We start from the raw sequence: 15,563 nt of genomic DNA on the forward strand, positions 1-15,563 counted from the left end.
GGAGGAAGTTCGCACGTCTTTATAGATGTAAGGCTGTTTAAACAAGAAGAAATGGGGTATATCTAAAAGTATGAAGACAACGAACTCATAAGGAGCAAATCAATGAACTGGTATGAAAAGCTTAGCGAGTACTTTCCAATTGAAGAAATGAAATCAAAAGCGCATATGGAAGCTCTTCTGAAAGAGCGAAGCGATATTTATCATAAAGATGAAGGCAAACATCATATTTTAATGTTTGCGGAATTCGATTCTTTTATCTTCGTTGATTATCTGTATGTGTCTAAGGATGCAAGAGGGCAGGGGCTTGGCGGCAAATTGATCGCGAAGCTGAAAAAGAAAAATAAGCCCATATTGCTCGAGGTGGAACCTGTGGATGAAGATGATACTGATACAGAAAAACGCCTGAGGTTTTATCAAAGAGAGCATTTCAAGCATGCTCAGTCAATTGGGTACCGGCGCCGGTCATTGGCTACGAATGAAGTAAACAAGATGGAGATTCTGTACTGGTCACCAAAAACAGAATCAGAAGAAGAAATTCTTGAAGCCATGAAACAGACATATGAAAACATTCATACTTATAAAGACGAGAAATGGTACGGGGAATCGTACGAAAAAACGGATGAAGTCCTGAAACTCATTGATGAAGAAAAACAAAAAAATATTTTCGATCAGTTAAGCTAATTGAGAATTAGAACATATCATGAACATTAAAAATTTGCTGGATTGACACATTTTTTTCTTAGGATACTGTTCACACTTACTTTTTTATAGTATAATACCTGTAAAGATTCCTTTTTTAGAGTAATTTCAATTTAAGAATAAAATAGATGTTCATCCTACTAATTAGAGGAGTGAAGATGAATGGTTACACTATACACATCACCAAGCTGTACTTCATGCAGAAAGGCGAGAGCGTGGCTCGAGGAGCACGATATTCCATTTGTAGAAAGAAATATTTTCTCTGAACCTTTATCAATTGATGAAATAAAACAAATTCTTCGAATGACTGAGGATGGTACAGATGAAATCATCTCAACCCGTTCAAAAGTATTCCAAAAACTGAATGTGAACGTTGAATCTATGCCGCTGCAAGATTTGTACCGCTTGATCAACGAGCATCCAGGGTTGCTTCGCCGTCCGATCATCATTGACGAAAAACGTTTGCAGGTCGGATATAACGAAGACGAAATCAGACGTTTCCTGCCAAGAAAAGTTCGCTCTTTCCAATTAAGAGAAGCACAGCGTTTGGCAAACTAATAGATCGTATCATCAAAAGAAGGCTGAGTCATCAGCCTTCTTTTATTTTTCAACCTGCTGGTAATAAATGCTCGCAAGGATGACAAACGCAACCGTCAAAATGGGGAGGAGCGTTTCAACTGTGCCGTGCTGCGCCATAAAAAGAGACAGCTTTTTGTCTCTGACAATCATTTCTCCGCCAGTATAAGCAAGCAGCCCGCTTCCCGCGTAAATCAGAAGCGGTATTTTCTCTAGTGCAATATGGATGAGTTTGCTGCCCCAAATAATAACCGGAACCGATACACACAAACCTATAACAACGAGAGAAAACTCACCGTGTGAAGCTCCCGCAACTGCGATGACGTTGTCCAGCGACATAAAGAGATCTGCAAGTACAATCGTTCGTATCGCTCTCCACATGGAGGTGCTGCTTTTAATGTGTTTCGTGTCTTTTTTTTCAATCAGCAGCTGATATCCTAAATACAGCAGGAAAATTCCGCCGGCGCACTGCAAGAACGGAATGTTCAAAAGATATACAGCTGCACTTGTTAATCCGATTCTCATGGCAACGGCAATAAATGTTCCGAGAATAATGGCTTGCTGCCTTTGCTTGTCCGGCAAATGTCTGCTGGCCATGGCAATGACAACCGCGTTATCTCCGCCGAGGATCAGGTCAATCCCAACAATGACAAGCAGAGAAATCAGATAATCATGCTCCATGAAGCGGCACCTCGCTTTCAGTCCTTCGCTTGTACTACTACTATATGAGACAGGTCGTATTTTATGATATCAGCCGCCTGAACTGCCGTTTTTTAGGCAAAGGTGCATTTTTATTTCTTTTGTGACTGTTTTATCATAAAATAGAAATACAAAGGAATTCACACTGGCCTTGGTTAAGGTTAAGATGTGGACGGAATGGGTAAAGTGTAGTAAAGTACAATTAATCGGGAGCTTAGATGTCCCTTCAACATCTTATATAGAAGGGAAGGTTGGCAAATGGAAATTGAAAGAATTAACGAGCATACAGTAAAATTTTATATGTCTTACGGAGATATTGAAGATCGCGGTTTTGACAGAGAAGAAATTTGGTATAACCGTGAGCGCAGTGAAGAACTATTCTGGGAAGTCATGGATGAAGTTCATGAAGAAGAGGAATTCGCTGTGGAAGGCCCACTTTGGATTCAAGTTCAGGCACTGGACAAAGGATTAGAAATCATCGTCACAAAAGCCCAGCTTTCCAAAGACGGACAAAAGCTCGAACTGCCGATTCCTGAGGATAAAAAGCAAGAACCAGCATCTGAGGATCTTGACGCCTTGCTGGATGATTTCCAGAAAGAAGAGCAAGCCGTCAATCAGGAAGAGAAGGAGCAAAAGCTTCAATTTGTCTTGCGATTTGGCGATTTTGAGGATGTTATTTCTCTATCTAAATTGAACGTTAACGGAAGCAAAACGACTTTATATTCGTTTGAGAACCGATATTATTTATATGTAGATTTTTGCAATATGACTGATGAAGAGGTTGAAAATCAGCTAAGCATCCTGCTGGAGTACGCAACTGAATCCTCAATCAGCATACACCGTCTTGAAGAGTACGGCAAGCTGATTATTTCAGAGCATGCTCTAGAAACGATAAAAAAACACTTTGCATCATAGCAAACCGATTTCCTTCCGGAAATCGGTTTTTTTTATGCACGAAAATGCCATTTTAGAGATGTGAAAAATCAAAAACATATAGACAAGCAGAAAATACAGCGAACAGGAGTTGATCATCTTTTCCAGAAAGTATACTTCATCTGGAAAGGAGAGATGACAATTGTTTAGTGCTGTGACTGAAGACGGCCAAATGTTTCACCTTCTAGGCGCTCAGCAAAACCAGAAATTAAAGCGGAGACGGTTCTTCTGTCCGGTATGCGGAGGAGAGCTAGCTGTGAAGCTCGGACTTCAAAAAGCGCCGCATTTTGCCCATAAACAGAACAAGTCCTGCTCCATAGACATCGAACCGGAAAGCGCCTACCACTTAGAAGGAAAAAGACAGCTGTATGTATGGCTGAAAACACAACGGGCTTCACCAATATTGGAGCCGTATATAAGGACAATCAACCAAAGACCGGACGTCATGGCAAGAATCAAGGAGCATATGCTTGCTGTTGAATATCAATGCGCCACTATCGCTCCAGATGTCTTTCAAAAGCGGACAGAGGGCTTCAAACAAGAAGGAATCATCCCGCAGTGGATTATGGGATACAGCCGCTTAAAACGGACTGCTTCGTCCTTTTATCAGCTTTCAGCTTTTCATTGGCAGTTTATCAATGCAAGTCCATACAGAGAGCTGATATGTTATTGTCCTGAAAGGCGTTCTTTTCTCCGGCTCAGCCACATCATTCCATTCTACACAAACCATTCTTATTCCTCAGTCCAAACGATCCCTATCCATCGGGCAGGTGCAGACGATCTTTTTTTCACTGAACCGAAACCCTCAATTCAATATTCAGGCTGGACGAAAGCGATTCACCGTTTTCGCCATAAACCTCATCGGTTTAACTCAAAGGAAATAAATCGCCTTAGGCTGCTGTTTTATGAGAAGCGGCAGACGCCTTTTTCTTTTCTGCCGACTGAAGTGTTTGTTCCTGTTAGAAAAGGGGCAGTTTTTAAGAGTCCGGTTTTTGTGTGGCAGGGGTTTCTTTATTTGTTTATGACGGATCTTGGAGATAAACGTGCGCCAATTCGTTTTTCAGCCGTTTTGCAGCAGTGCAAACTGCACATTCATAATAAGAACATTGCACTCAGGTTCGAATGCAGCGAAGAGTGTCTTTCAGAAGCGGTTAAACAGTATATTGATTTTTTGTGCAAGAAGGGATTTTTAAGGGAGACTCAGAAAGAAGTATATGTGCTGAATCAGCCTGCAGGTGGCATACACTCCATGCAGGATCTTATAGAAAGAGACCGCAGCTGTTTTATAGAATGAGTTTGTCTTATTTGGCTCACCCTAAGACAAAGGTGGTGGGCAGGCTGTGAATGGCACAAAAGGAAAGGTTTTTCGTGTTTTTACTGCTTTTTTGGCATTCGTTCTCTTCATTACTGCATATGATTTGACAAAAGGCAGTGAAAAACCGGAAGATATTCACAACACAAGTTTATTGAGAAACAGCTGTTTTTTCAATTGGCTTGAATCAAAGAAGACGAGGGGGATCACCATGGCTGAGGAAAAAAAAGCAAACCAACTGCCTGACAGAAGTGAGGTAAAGGCAGAAGACACATGGAGACTTGAGGATATTTTTCCTAGTGATGAGGCCTGGAATAAAGAATTTCAAGCTGTAAAAGAATTAATTCCGAATTTATCTAAGTATAAAGGAAAGCTGGCAGATTCAGCTGATCATTTATACGAGGCTCTTACGTATCAAGATAAAGTGATGGAGCGGCTGGGTAGGCTGTACACATATGCGCATATGCGCTCTGACCAGGATACTGGGAACTCCTTTTACCAGGGGCTGAATGACAAGGCGGGAAACCTGTATACACAGGCCGCAAGCGCGACAGCTTATTTGGTTCCGGAGATTTTATCCATAGAAGAAGACAAACTGCAGCAGTTCATTCTTGAAAAAGAAGAATTGAAGCTGTACTCTCATGCGATTGAGGAGATTACAAAGGAACGTCCGCATGTGCTGAGCGAGAAGGAAGAGGCGCTGCTTGCTGAAGCCTCCGAGGTACTGGGGTCATCTTCAAATACATTCAGCGTGTTAAATAACGCAGATATTACGTTTCCGTCCATTAAAGACGAAGATGGGAATGAGAAACAGATCACTCACGGCAACTTTATTAATTTCTTGGAAAGTGAAAACCGTGAAGTCCGCAAAAATGCGTTTGACGCAGTGTATAAAACGTACGGACAATATAAAAATACAATGGCCACGACGCTTAGCGGCACTGTGAAAAAGGACAACTTCTACGCGAGAGTGAAAAAGTACAAGTCCGCGCGTGAGGCTGCGCTTTCTAACAACAGTATTCCTGAGGAAGTATACGATAACCTTGTTAAGACGATTAATAAGCATTTGCCGCTCCTGCACCGCTATATTGCGCTAAGAAAGAAAGTGCTTGAGCTTGATGAAGTGCATATCTATGACCTGTATACACCGCTTGTGAAAGATGCTGGGATGAAGGTGACATACGAGGAAGCCAAAGATTACATGCTGAAAGGCCTTGCACCTTTAGGGGAAGAATATGCCTCTATCCTAAAAGAAGGACTGGAAAACCGCTGGGTGGACGTTTACGAAAATAAAGGCAAACGCAATGGGGCTTATTCATCAGGAGCTTACGGCACGAATCCGTATATTTTGATGAACTGGCATAATAACGTCAATAATCTCTTTACGCTCGTGCACGAGTTTGGACATTCCGTACACAGCTACTATACGAGAAAGCACCAGCCTTATCCATATGGCAATTACAGCATCTTTGTCGCGGAAGTTGCCTCTACGACAAATGAAGCGCTCCTTGGCGAATATCTGCTGAACAATTTAGAGGATGAAAAACAGCGCTTATATATTCTCAACCATATGCTTGAGGGCTTCAGGGGAACGGTTTTCAGACAAACGATGTTCGCTGAATTTGAACATCTGATCCATACAAAGGCGCAAGAAGGCGAGCCGCTTACACCTGAGCTTCTGACAAATGTCTATTACGACCTGAATAAAAAGTATTTTGGAGACGGCATGGTGATTGATAAGGAAATCGGCCTTGAATGGTCGCGAATTCCGCACTTCTATTACAATTACTATGTGTATCAGTATGCGACAGGGTACAGCGCTGCCCAAGCATTAAGCAGCCAGATTTTGAAGGAAGGAAAGCCGGCGGTTGACCGTTATATTGACTTCCTGAAAGCGGGAAGCTCACAATACCCGATTGATGTCCTGAAAAAAGCGGGTGTTGATATGACGTCTCCAGAGCCAATCGAAGCCGCGTGCAAAATGTTTGAAGAAAAACTTGATGAAATGGAAGAGCTGCTGATGAAAGTCAAGCAGTCTTAAAAAAGTAAGCCTGTGCGGAAATGACGCACAGGCTTTTTTAAAACCCTTTAAAGGTTTTCCGGTGATTCAAGCGGTAGAGGGTAAACAAAATAGACAGAAACAGCAGAGGAGAGGTAATATAAAGCGGCAGCATATGCATCATGCCTAAGATATTCAGACAGAAAAAAACGGCAATGCACACAATTGAGATCAAAGTAGACATCATGGCGGTCCTCCTCGTCCTTTTTCCTTATAAGGATATGAGTGAATGCACTTCGTTATGTTTTGTGACAAAAATATGAACATTAAGCATAGAGGTTGTCAAAAGTCGACATCTTTTGTTATCATAAGGATGTGAAATTGATCACAAACAAACATTACCCCTTTGTTTGACCGTGAAAAATTTCTCCCATCCCCTTTGTTGTCGTTAAGACATATGAAACCGCGCTTATCCCGGCGCGGTTTCTTTAGCGCTAAAAACAGAACATACGTTTGATTCAGGGCGTAAAAAAAACAGCCTCAAGCATATGCACGCCTGCGGCTATTTTTCACATGATTGATATTCATCAGAATAAGTGCTGAGAGACTTCCAAAACATTCCGTGTTTGGCTTCCACTTTGGCAACCTTTTTAGCAAACGCCAGTTTTTTCATTTCTTTTTCTACCTCTTCCAAGCTCAGGTCATATACAAGAGCAATTTCCTTCGAGGCAACGAAGCGGAAATATTCAATAAAACATTCTAAAGGCGGTGTTTCCGACGGCTTCGGCTCGTCGCCAAGCATCTCAAATAAAATTTCTTCATATACATCATATGAGTAGCTGCCAGGAACTTTAAGCCCTTCATCCTCATGCTGCGTATTAAAAAACGTCAGTGTCGGATTAACAGAAACATCCATCTCAGCAGCAATTTTCATGTCACATTGAAGCGCCTTGACCGCGCTTTGAGAATGCAGATCTTTTTTGAATTCTTCAAGATCGAGACTTGTATTTTCAGCAATCTCCAAAAGCACGTTTTCATCCGTAATATTTTTCTTTGAAACAAATAGGCTCTCCTGCATATTTCTGAGAAATTGCATGCCGGCTTTTCGTCCTTGCAATTCGGCTGCTTTAAAAGCGAGAGCAGCCATATAAGGCGATGAAAGCGGCTGTTCCTGTTCGAACCAGACATTGCCGTCACATGACATGCCAGAGCGGCTCGCGATCTTTTCCCATGCTTCTGCGAGAAGATGCTTTTTTCGCTTTTTATTTAAAGCGGTAAGGCTTGCGGAAGCGATAATGCGTAAGGTGAAAAAACGTCCGTATCTGATTTTCAGCTTTTTGATGACGGGCTCTAAGGACCAGCATTCAGGACATAAAGGGTCTACAAACATATAAATTTCAAGCGGTTTTTTTGGATGACCGTGGCAATGGGCGAAGTATAGCTCATGCTGATAGTTTGTCAAGATGATCGATCCTCCGCTTCCGTTTGATTCACCATATGCCTTGCTGTCAACTCCAGCCGGCCAAACAAAAACTCACGAATTTCGCCCTCCAGCCCTACATGGTCCATTGCGTCCTTCATACAGCTGAGCCACGCATCAGCTCTCTCGTTTGTAATTGGAAAGGGAAGATGCCTTGCTCTGAGCATAGGATGGCCGTGTTCCTCAGTATAAAGAGGAGGCCCGCCTAAATACTGAGTTAAGAATTGCTTCTGTTTCCTGGCGGTTTCTGTCAAATCGCTTGGAAAAATCGGCTTCAGCAAAGGATGAGACGCGACACGCTCATAAAAAGTATCAACAAGTTGCGATAGAAGTTCCTCTCCAATCGCTTCATAAGGTGCGTTAAACGATTGTCCCATGTTGACTACTCCTTTAAATATGGCTAATAGGAATCATAAATCCTATTGCAAAAAGTAATTTTCTGTATTTCATTGTTTCATCTAGGTTTATTTTAGCAACAAGGCATCATTTCTACAAACAAACTGCCTTTTTTGCGTATGATGACTCATTTCGGCTGACAGCCGGGGTTTGTATTTCATATCATATCACATAAAAATCAGGAATGCGTAAGATTTCACTTCGCAAAAAAACCAGAGGGGAAGCCCTCTGGTTACGCGTAATAAGCTGAAGTTATTTTTTTTACATAGTTTTGCGTTTCTTGAAAAGGAGGAATGCCTCCGTATCGGTCAACATTCCCCGGTCCGGCGTTGTAAGCCGCTAATGCCATAGACACATTGCCGTCGTATTTATCCAGCATTTGTTTTAAATATTTCGTTCCGCCTTCCACATTTTGTTGTGGATCAAGCGGATTGGAAACGCCAAGTGAGCTTGCTGTTGACGGCATCAGCTGCATGAGGCCCATCGCACCTGCTCCGCTGACCGCTTTTGCATTAAAGCCTGATTCTTGTTTGATGACGGCACGGATCAGTTTTTCATCAACGCCATATTTATCAGCGGCTTTTTTAATCGCACTGTCAATAGAAAAGTCTCCCGAACTAATCTGATTTGCTTCGTGTTTGTTTGAAGCTGAATCTGCAGCAGCTGTTTTAGTGCTTTCTGCCGCTTTTGTGATTGAACCTGAATTGCTGCTCGTATATGAGTTAAGCCCATACGCTGAAAGCAGTGACGGCGCTGTTGTATTCGCGCTGTTCAGCATGCTGAGCGGGCTTGGCGATGAAGAAGGTGCTGATTGCTGAGATGTCAGACCGTTTGTATATTGGCTGAGCAAAGAACTGAAACTTGAAAGCGGGCTTTCCGTATTCTGAGTGTCCGTGCTGCTGCGTGCATTAGATATGGACTGTAGTGCCTGAAGCTGAAGTAAAGCTGCCCAATTCGTTACATTCACGATGTCATTCCACCTTATATAGACTTTCGTTTTTCTTCATAAAAACGCAGAATTTTATTTTTGGTTTCGCGCTGAGGAATGCTGAATTGCTGAAGCAGCTTCTCGAAGGCTTGTCTGCCCTCATGCCAATCCGCCGCCTCAAATTCAATTTCATAGTCCTCTTTATTTAAATATCGGCTGTGGTCTAAAACTATTAAGCCTTTTTCTGTTTCTTTTTCCGCACGGTTTGTTGCTAAAGATCCAAAGTATTGAATGGCATCCGTATCGATCTGAAGCTTGTGCAGCTGGTCCTTCACGGGGCCCTCGGGAACTGAAAATCCAGCGAGATCTGATACCTCTGAAAGCTGCTGGTGCGTTTCCAAAAGCCCTACATCAGCCGGCTCCTTTAATGTAAGAACATACTTTCCGTTTTTTCTGCGGATACGAAGCGCAGCATGTTTTTGTTTCAGCGCGAAGCTGTCTGTATCAAAATAATGATTCTTTTGATCTGTAAAATCTTTTTCTGTCAGCTGGAGTGCCGCTGCTATGTTTTTGAATTCTTGTTTGGTCAGCATGTTTTTAAATTCGATTTCAATTTCTTGGCTCATGATGCTCTTCCTTTCCGCCCTGTAAATCTTATTTTTACTATTATCTCTTTAGATGTTAGGTTTATCAATATCGAGCTCGATATGATAAAATGAATCTGTACTTTGTTTAAAAAAGGAGAGCATTATGCAAAACAGAATCGAAATTTTGAATGCAACATTATCGGATGATCAGCTTCGCCTTGCCTGTCAGACAGAAGGAAACGAAGCTGAACGCAAGCCGTCAGGTCAAATGCTTGTTGATTCTGACCACTTTGCTTTTGTATACATACTTGAATTAGCTGATTCTTTTGAATATGTCATTATAAAGGAACATGTATGGCCGGAACTGAAGCAGGCCCATGCACAAAAAATACCGGTTGTTTTAGAGGCAGGAGACCAAACAATTGAACTGGCAGGCCTGCATGAGGAGCTGGAATATCTTTTAGAAAATATAAAGGATAATGCAAACTATGGAGAAGAAATGGAAGAAAAAGTGAAACGCGTGTTTTTATAGAAACTGGTTCGGAATTGGGGGATGTATGATGGATGACAAACAATGGGAGCGTTTTTTAGTGCCGTACCGCCAGGCTGTCGAAGAGTTGAAAGTGAAGCTCAAGGGGATCCGCACACTATATGAATACGAGGACGACCATTCACCGATCGAATTTGTGACCGGACGCGTCAAGCCTGTGGCGAGCATACTTGAAAAAGCGAGACGGAAAAGCATACCGCTGCATGAAATTGAAACCATGCAGGACATTGCTGGCCTTAGAATCATGTGCCAATTTGTCGATGACATCCAAATCGTAAAAGAGATGCTTTTTGCCAGAAAAGATTTCACCGTTGTGGATCAGAGAGATTATATTGCGGAACATAAAGAGAGCGGATACCGGTCATACCATCTTGTTGTGCTGTACCCTTTGCAGACGGTATCCGGAGAAAAGCATGTTCTCGTGGAAATACAGATCCGTACACTGGCGATGAATTTTTGGGCGACCATTGAGCATTCATTGAATTATAAATACAGCGGAAACATTCCTGAAAAAGTAAAACTAAGGCTTCAGCGCGCTTCTGAAGCGGCTTCCCGGCTTGATGAAGAGATGTCGGAGATCAGGGGTGAAGTACAGGAAGCTCAAGCTGCCTTTTCAAGAAAGAAAAAAGGAAGCGAGCAACAATAGGTAAAGGGGAAGAAGAGCATGAAATTTGCCGTATCATCAAAAGGAGATCAAGTTTCTGATACGCTGAAAAGCAAAATACAGGCGTATTTATTGGATTTTGATATGGAACTGGATGAAAATGAACCGGAAATCGTTATTTCAGTCGGAGGCGACGGAACGCTTTTGTATGCTTTTCACAGATACAGCGACCGCTTGGACAAAACAGCATTTGTCGGCGTTCACACAGGTCATCTGGGTTTTTATGCCGACTGGGTTCCTCATGAAATTGAAAAACTTGTTCTTGCCATCGCGAAAACGCCGTATCATACAGTCGAATATCCGCTTCTCGAAGTCATTGTGACCTATCACGAAAACGAGCGGGAAGAAAGATACTTAGCTTTGAATGAATGTACGATTAAAAGCATCGAAGGAAGCCTTGTTGCTGATGTGGAAATCAAAGGGCAGCTCTTTGAAACCTTCCGGGGCGACGGCCTCTGCCTGTCTACTCCATCAGGCAGCACAGCCTACAATAAGGCGCTGGGCGGAGCGATTATCCATCCCTCTATCAGGGCGATCCAGCTTGCGGAAATGGCTTCAATTAATAACCGCGTGTTCCGTACGGTCGGGTCACCTCTGCTTCTCCCATCCCATCATGATTGCATGATTAAGCCGAGAAACGAAGTTGACTTTCAAGTGACGATTGACCATTTAACCCTTCTCCATAAGGATGTAAAGTCGATCCGCTGCCAGGTTGCATCCGAAAAAGTGCGGTTTGCGAGATTCCGTCCGTTTCCATTTTGGAAAAGAGTCCAGGATTCGTTTATTGGAAAAGGTGAATAGAAAGAGGACATATCGTGGAGCATTTTTTTATCAGAAAGAACATTACTTCCGCTGAGGACGGGATGACTGTAAAAGAATATGCCGGTGAACTGGGAATTTCGAAACGTCTGCTGACCGATATTAAGTTTGGCGGGGGAGACCTGCAGATTAACGGTGAGCATGTGACGGTCAAATACGTTTTGAAAGAGGGAGATCTTCTTATCGTGAAGTTTCCTGAGGAACAGGTGAGCGAGACGCTGTTGGCAGAGCCTGTTCCGCTCGATATCCTTTATGAGGATGAACATGTGCTTGTGATAAACAAGCAGCCGTATGTGTCATCAATCCCTTCGAGAGAGCACCCCTCCGGCAGCATTGCCAATGGAATTATTGATCATTATCAAACAACCGGAGTGAGGGCGACAGTACATCTTGTCACCCGGCTAGACCGGGATACATCAGGTGTCATGCTTGTTGCCAAGCATCGATTTGCCCACTCCATTTTATCGTCTGCGCAAAAAAACGGCCTTGTGAAACGCCGGTATGCGGCAGTGGTTCACGGGCGGATGGCGCAGATGGAGGGAACAGTCGATGCTCCGATTGGCAGACATCCTGACAGTATTATTGAACGGACGGTAACGCCAGACGGCCAGAAGGCTGTTACTCATTTTTACGTCACATGTGCAAATGACGACATAACCTCGGTGGCATTGCAGCTTGAGACTGGACGAACCCATCAAATTCGTGTTCATATGAGCTATCTCGGGCACCCGTTGTGCGGCGATACACTGTACGGCGGAACGAGACAGGAAATTGGCCGACAGGCTCTGCACAGCGAGCATCTTTCATTTATCCATCCGCTGACACAGGAGAACATGACGTTTCATGCTCCACTGCCTCAGGATATGAGAAAACTGATAAAAGGAGAGAATCATTGATTCTCTCCTTTTTTATATGGGGCGAAATCTTGATTCGTCGTAGGGCAGGGAGCTTGGCACAGAGACGGTTTCTATTTCTGGAAAGCGAAAGCCTGTCAGTTGATTTCCGAACACGCAGCCTGTATCAATGTTGATGGTGCGATTGACCTTCCGAGGCTCTTTCACAGGTGTATGACCGTATACCACCCAAGCCTTTCCGTTATAGGCTGCCGCCCAATCACGTCTGACGGGTCTGCCGTCCGGATATGTTTCACCCGTCACGTCACCGTAAAGCACAAAGTCCTTCACTCTGCGGGTATATTTGCCGATATCGTCAGCTCTTATGCCAGCATGGGCGACAACTAATTCTCCATTATGTAAGATGTCGTAAAGCGGCGCTGTTTCGTACAGCTTCATAAACTGTTCGCTGACTGCTTTTCTCTCATCCTTGGAAAGTTCCTCAAGCTCTGCCGCTGTTGTTTCGAGACCATGCATCACTTTTACCGGATTTCCTTTTAAGTAACGATATAATTTATTGCAATGGTTTCCCGGGACATAACGTACAGCGCCTTTTTCGTAAGCGCCGGCTACAAATCGGATGACCTCTATCGATTTAGGCCCTCTGTCAGTTAAATCTCCGGCAAAAACAAGCACCCTGCCTTCTTCGTGGACAGGTACTCCATTTTTGATTGTATAGCCAAGCTTTTGGATTAATGCAGTCATTTCGTCATAGCAGCCATGAATATCGCTGATGATATCGTAAGCCATGCGGTATCCTCCTTACCAATTGTTTTATTTATTATGAAGCAAAGTGGTGTGAGTCATCACAAGCTTTTATGTGCAAATTATAGAAGAATCATTTTCTAAACAGGATTAAGACCTTATCACTTTATTTTTCATCATCACCCTTGTTAAAATCGCGTTATGTTTTTTAAAAATGAGGTTTTGTTCTCTGAGTGAGAACTAGCATAACCCTGACTTAAAAAGGAGGTTCTGATTATGGCGCATACATCTGTCGCATCATTAGTTGTTGTACTTATCGTTGCATTTTTGACACCCATCCTTTTGCATCGGTTTAAACTCAGCATCCCGGTTGTTGTTGCTGAAATCATTATGGGGCTGATTATTGGGAAAAGCGGCCTTAATTTAGTTGTGGAGGGTGACACCTGGCTCCAAACACTCTCTATGCTCGGATTTATCTTTTTGATGTTTTTAAGCGGGCTTGAAATTGATTTTTCGTCGTTTGAGAAAGGAAAGAAAAAGCAGTTCCTGCCGAATGGCAAGGAAGCGCCGAATACGTTTGCTGCGGCATCTGTTATTTTCGTCGGTATTTTTATTTTATCATTGCTCTTGTCCTATGGGTTCGTCTTGGCCGGATTTATCCAAAATGCATTTTTGATGACCCTGATTATTTCAACGATTTCATTAGGCGTTGTCGTTCCAACATTAAAAGAAGAACGGATCATGAATTCGAATATCGGGCAGATTATTTTGCTTGTTGCTGTTATTGCTGATTTGGCCACGATGATTCTTCTTGCTGTTTTTTCTTCTTTATACGGAGAGGACAGCGGAAACATGTGGCTCCTGATGATTCTGTTTGCGGCCGGAGTGGTGCTTTACTTTTTCGGCCGGGTCTTTAAACATCGCTCTTTTGTTCAGTCCATGTCAAAAGGGACGATCCAGATCGGGACGCGTGCCATTTTTACGTTAATTATTGTACTCGTTGCCCTGTCTGAATCACTTGGGGCGGAAAATATTCTCGGCGCTTTCTTGGCGGGGGTACTTGTTTCCCTGCTTTCGCCAAACAAAGAACTTGTTCAGCAGCTGGATTCATTTGGTTATGGGTTCTTAATACCGATTTTCTTTGTGATGGTCGGTGTGAAGCTGGATATTTGGACTCTTTTTCAGGATAAAACAATTTTAATCATGATTCCGCTTCTGCTGCTGGCGCTGTTAGTCAGCAAAATCATTCCTGTCATGTACCTAAAGAAGTGGTATGATAACCGAACCATTTTCGCGTCTGGTTTCCTGCTGACATCAACGCTTTCGCTCGTGATTGCCGCTGCAACAATCGGCCAGCAGCTTCACGTGATCAGTGCAAATATGTCAGGAGCGCTCATTTTAGTAGCCGTCATTGCAAGTATTTTTACGCCGATCTGTTTTAAAAAATTATACAAACGGGAAGAGCAGCCGGAGGAGAAAAAGACGATTACGTTCATTGGCGCCAATCAAATGACTTTGCCTGTTACACTCGAATTGCCAGAGGAAGAGTATGACGTGCGTGTTGTACACGTCTATCAAGAGAATGCGGAGGAAAAGCTGTCAGAATCAGTGTTTGCTGTTGAAACAATTTCTGACTATGAACACGAGACGCTTGAATCACTCGGCATTTTTGAAACGGATATCCTCGTTGTGGCGACAGGAAATGAAGATATGAATGCAGACATTGCTTTACTTGCAAAAGAAAAAGGCACAGAAAGAGTCATTGCAAGCGTAGGATCACCGGAGCATGAAGCAGTTCTGAAGGAGCAGGGAATCAGCATCTTTTCTATTCTGCTGTCGACAAAAACGCTGCTTCGCGCACTGATTGAAGCGCCTGGCGTCATGAAGCTGCTCACGAACCAAGAGTCTTCGCTGTATCAAATTAATATGGAGAACAGTAAATACGACGGTGTGATTTTACGGGAATTCCCTTTAACAGGTGACGTCATCTTTGTCAGGATCTTCAGAGGTGTGGACAGCATCGTTCCTCATGGGGATACAAGGCTGAAACTTGGAGACCGTTTAATTGTCACCGGATCTCGGGGATACGTAACGGATCTTAAGAAAACATTGGAAGGATAAATCTTGACCAAATAAGGATTCGTGTTAATATAGAGGTGCAGAACAATTCAATATGTATTCGTTTAACCACTAGGGGTGTCCTTCATAAGGGCTGAGATAAAAGTGTGACTTTTAGACCCTCATAACTTGAACAGGTTCAGACCTGCGTAGGGAAGTGGAGCGGTATTTGTGTTATTTTACTATGCCAATTCCAAACCACTTT

19 protein-coding genes and 1 riboswitch are annotated in these 15,563 nt (G+C 43.1%); of the genes, 11 read left to right on the forward strand and 8 right to left on the reverse strand.

Annotated features, from left to right (window positions below; genetic code table 11):
- Nucleotides 1-102: 102 nt before the first annotated feature.
- Together AC07VD_RS06790 and spx are read left to right on the forward strand one after the other, a co-directional pair.
- Nucleotides 103-681 carry a GNAT family N-acetyltransferase gene (locus tag AC07VD_RS06790; RefSeq protein WP_003224597.1) on the forward strand — a complete coding sequence of 193 codons (579 nt, stop codon included), beginning with the start codon at nt 103-105 and terminating at the stop codon, nt 679-681.
- A 180-nt stretch (nt 682-861) separates the two neighbouring features.
- The gene (spx, locus tag AC07VD_RS06795) at nt 862-1,257 is read left to right on the forward strand and encodes a transcriptional regulator Spx (protein ID WP_014476435.1); all 396 of its coding nucleotides are present in this window, start codon (nt 862-864) and stop codon (nt 1,255-1,257) included.
- Nucleotides 1,258-1,299: 42 nt separating this feature from the next.
- Here spx and AC07VD_RS06800 read toward each other — a convergent pair whose 3' ends face one another.
- Nucleotides 1,300-1,956 (reverse strand): TerC family protein, encoded by a 657-nt coding sequence (locus AC07VD_RS06800; RefSeq protein WP_327826580.1) that lies wholly within the window; start codon nt 1,954-1,956, stop codon nt 1,300-1,302.
- Between the two features lie 169 nt (nt 1,957-2,125).
- Between AC07VD_RS06800 and AC07VD_RS06805 the strand changes: the two genes are divergently transcribed.
- Nucleotides 2,126-2,266, forward strand: a complete 141-nt coding sequence (locus AC07VD_RS06805; RefSeq protein ID WP_119122854.1) for a hypothetical protein — start codon at nt 2,126-2,128, stop codon at nt 2,264-2,266.
- A complete protein-coding gene (mecA, locus tag AC07VD_RS06810; protein ID WP_003245194.1) occupies nt 2,233-2,889 on the forward strand; it encodes an adaptor protein MecA in 657 nt (218 codons plus the stop codon). Before AC07VD_RS06805 ends, mecA begins: the two co-directional genes overlap by 34 nt.
- Here mecA and AC07VD_RS06815 read toward each other — a convergent pair.
- Complete coding sequence (locus AC07VD_RS06815; protein ID WP_003245684.1) at nt 2,884-3,006, reverse strand: hypothetical protein; 123 nt, start codon at nt 3,004-3,006, stop codon at nt 2,884-2,886. The two genes, mecA and AC07VD_RS06815, sit on opposite strands and share 6 nt — an antisense overlap.
- A 73-nt stretch (nt 3,007-3,079) precedes the next feature.
- On the opposite strand from AC07VD_RS06815, the gene coiA reads away from it, so the two are divergent.
- Both coiA and pepF read left to right on the forward strand, forming a co-directional pair.
- Entirely contained in the window at nt 3,080-4,201 is a 1,122-nt protein-coding gene (gene coiA, locus AC07VD_RS06820) for a competence protein CoiA (RefSeq protein WP_252152341.1), read from the forward strand.
- Between the two features lie 229 nt (nt 4,202-4,430).
- Nucleotides 4,431-6,260, forward strand: a complete 1,830-nt coding sequence (gene pepF, locus AC07VD_RS06825; RefSeq protein ID WP_003245178.1) for an oligoendopeptidase F — start codon at nt 4,431-4,433, stop codon at nt 6,258-6,260.
- Nucleotides 6,261-6,297: 37 nt separating this feature from the next.
- On the opposite strand, the gene AC07VD_RS06830 is transcribed toward pepF, so the two are convergent.
- The 5 genes from AC07VD_RS06830 to AC07VD_RS06850 all read right to left on the reverse strand — a co-directional run bounded on the left by AC07VD_RS06830 (nt 6,298) and on the right by AC07VD_RS06850 (nt 9,648).
- On the reverse strand, nt 6,298-6,465 hold the full coding sequence (locus AC07VD_RS06830; RefSeq protein WP_003244944.1) for a hypothetical protein: 168 nt from the start codon (nt 6,463-6,465) through the stop codon (nt 6,298-6,300).
- A 315-nt stretch (nt 6,466-6,780) separates the two neighbouring features.
- Entirely contained in the window at nt 6,781-7,680 is a 900-nt protein-coding gene (gene spxH, locus AC07VD_RS06835; RefSeq protein ID WP_024573348.1) for a protease adaptor protein SpxH, read from the reverse strand.
- A complete protein-coding gene (locus AC07VD_RS06840; RefSeq protein ID WP_003232928.1) occupies nt 7,677-8,075 on the reverse strand; it encodes a globin domain-containing protein in 399 nt (132 codons plus the stop codon). The genes spxH and AC07VD_RS06840 overlap by 4 nt, the downstream gene beginning before the upstream one ends.
- Before the next feature lie 251 nt (nt 8,076-8,326).
- Nucleotides 8,327-9,061 (reverse strand): bifunctional muramidase/murein lytic transglycosylase, encoded by a 735-nt coding sequence (gene cwlQ / locus AC07VD_RS06845; protein ID WP_024573347.1) that lies wholly within the window; start codon nt 9,059-9,061, stop codon nt 8,327-8,329.
- 14 nt (nt 9,062-9,075) lie between these two features.
- Entirely contained in the window at nt 9,076-9,648 is a 573-nt protein-coding gene (locus AC07VD_RS06850) for a CYTH domain-containing protein (protein WP_015252351.1), read from the reverse strand.
- 124 nt (nt 9,649-9,772) lie between these two features.
- Here AC07VD_RS06850 and AC07VD_RS06855 point away from each other — a divergent pair, with 124 nt between their 5' ends.
- Genes AC07VD_RS06855 through AC07VD_RS06870 form a run of 4 tightly spaced genes read left to right on the forward strand, consistent with a single transcriptional unit; the run spans nt 9,773 to nt 12,538 of the window.
- On the forward strand, nt 9,773-10,141 hold the full coding sequence (locus AC07VD_RS06855; RefSeq protein ID WP_003232922.1) for a UPF0738 family protein: 369 nt from the start codon (nt 9,773-9,775) through the stop codon (nt 10,139-10,141).
- 28 nt (nt 10,142-10,169) lie between these two features.
- The gene (yjbM, locus tag AC07VD_RS06860) at nt 10,170-10,805 is read left to right on the forward strand and encodes a GTP diphosphokinase (protein WP_003245294.1); all 636 of its coding nucleotides are present in this window, start codon (nt 10,170-10,172) and stop codon (nt 10,803-10,805) included.
- 18 nt (nt 10,806-10,823) lie between these two features.
- Complete coding sequence (locus tag AC07VD_RS06865) at nt 10,824-11,624, forward strand: NAD kinase (protein WP_003232918.1); 801 nt, start codon at nt 10,824-10,826, stop codon at nt 11,622-11,624.
- A gap of 14 nt (nt 11,625-11,638) precedes the next feature.
- Nucleotides 11,639-12,538 (forward strand): RluA family pseudouridine synthase, encoded by a 900-nt coding sequence (locus tag AC07VD_RS06870; RefSeq protein WP_494721666.1) that lies wholly within the window; start codon nt 11,639-11,641, stop codon nt 12,536-12,538.
- Nucleotides 12,539-12,550: 12 nt separating this feature from the next.
- Here the strand turns inward: AC07VD_RS06870 and prpE are convergent, their stop codons facing one another.
- Nucleotides 12,551-13,285, reverse strand: coding sequence for a bis(5'-nucleosyl)-tetraphosphatase PrpE (prpE, locus tag AC07VD_RS06875; RefSeq protein ID WP_015383361.1), 735 nt, complete (start codon nt 13,283-13,285; stop codon nt 12,551-12,553).
- A 231-nt stretch (nt 13,286-13,516) separates the two neighbouring features.
- Here prpE and AC07VD_RS06880 point away from each other — a divergent pair, with 231 nt between their 5' ends.
- The gene (locus AC07VD_RS06880; protein ID WP_038828799.1) at nt 13,517-15,361 is read left to right on the forward strand and encodes a monovalent cation:proton antiporter family protein; all 1,845 of its coding nucleotides are present in this window, start codon (nt 13,517-13,519) and stop codon (nt 15,359-15,361) included.
- Nucleotides 15,362-15,422: 61 nt separating this feature from the next.
- Nucleotides 15,423-15,531: riboswitch (TPP riboswitch) on the forward strand.
- Nucleotides 15,532-15,563: the final 32 nt, after the last annotated feature.

This window comes from Bacillus sp. GW821-FHT01G09 (assembly GCF_059422205.1).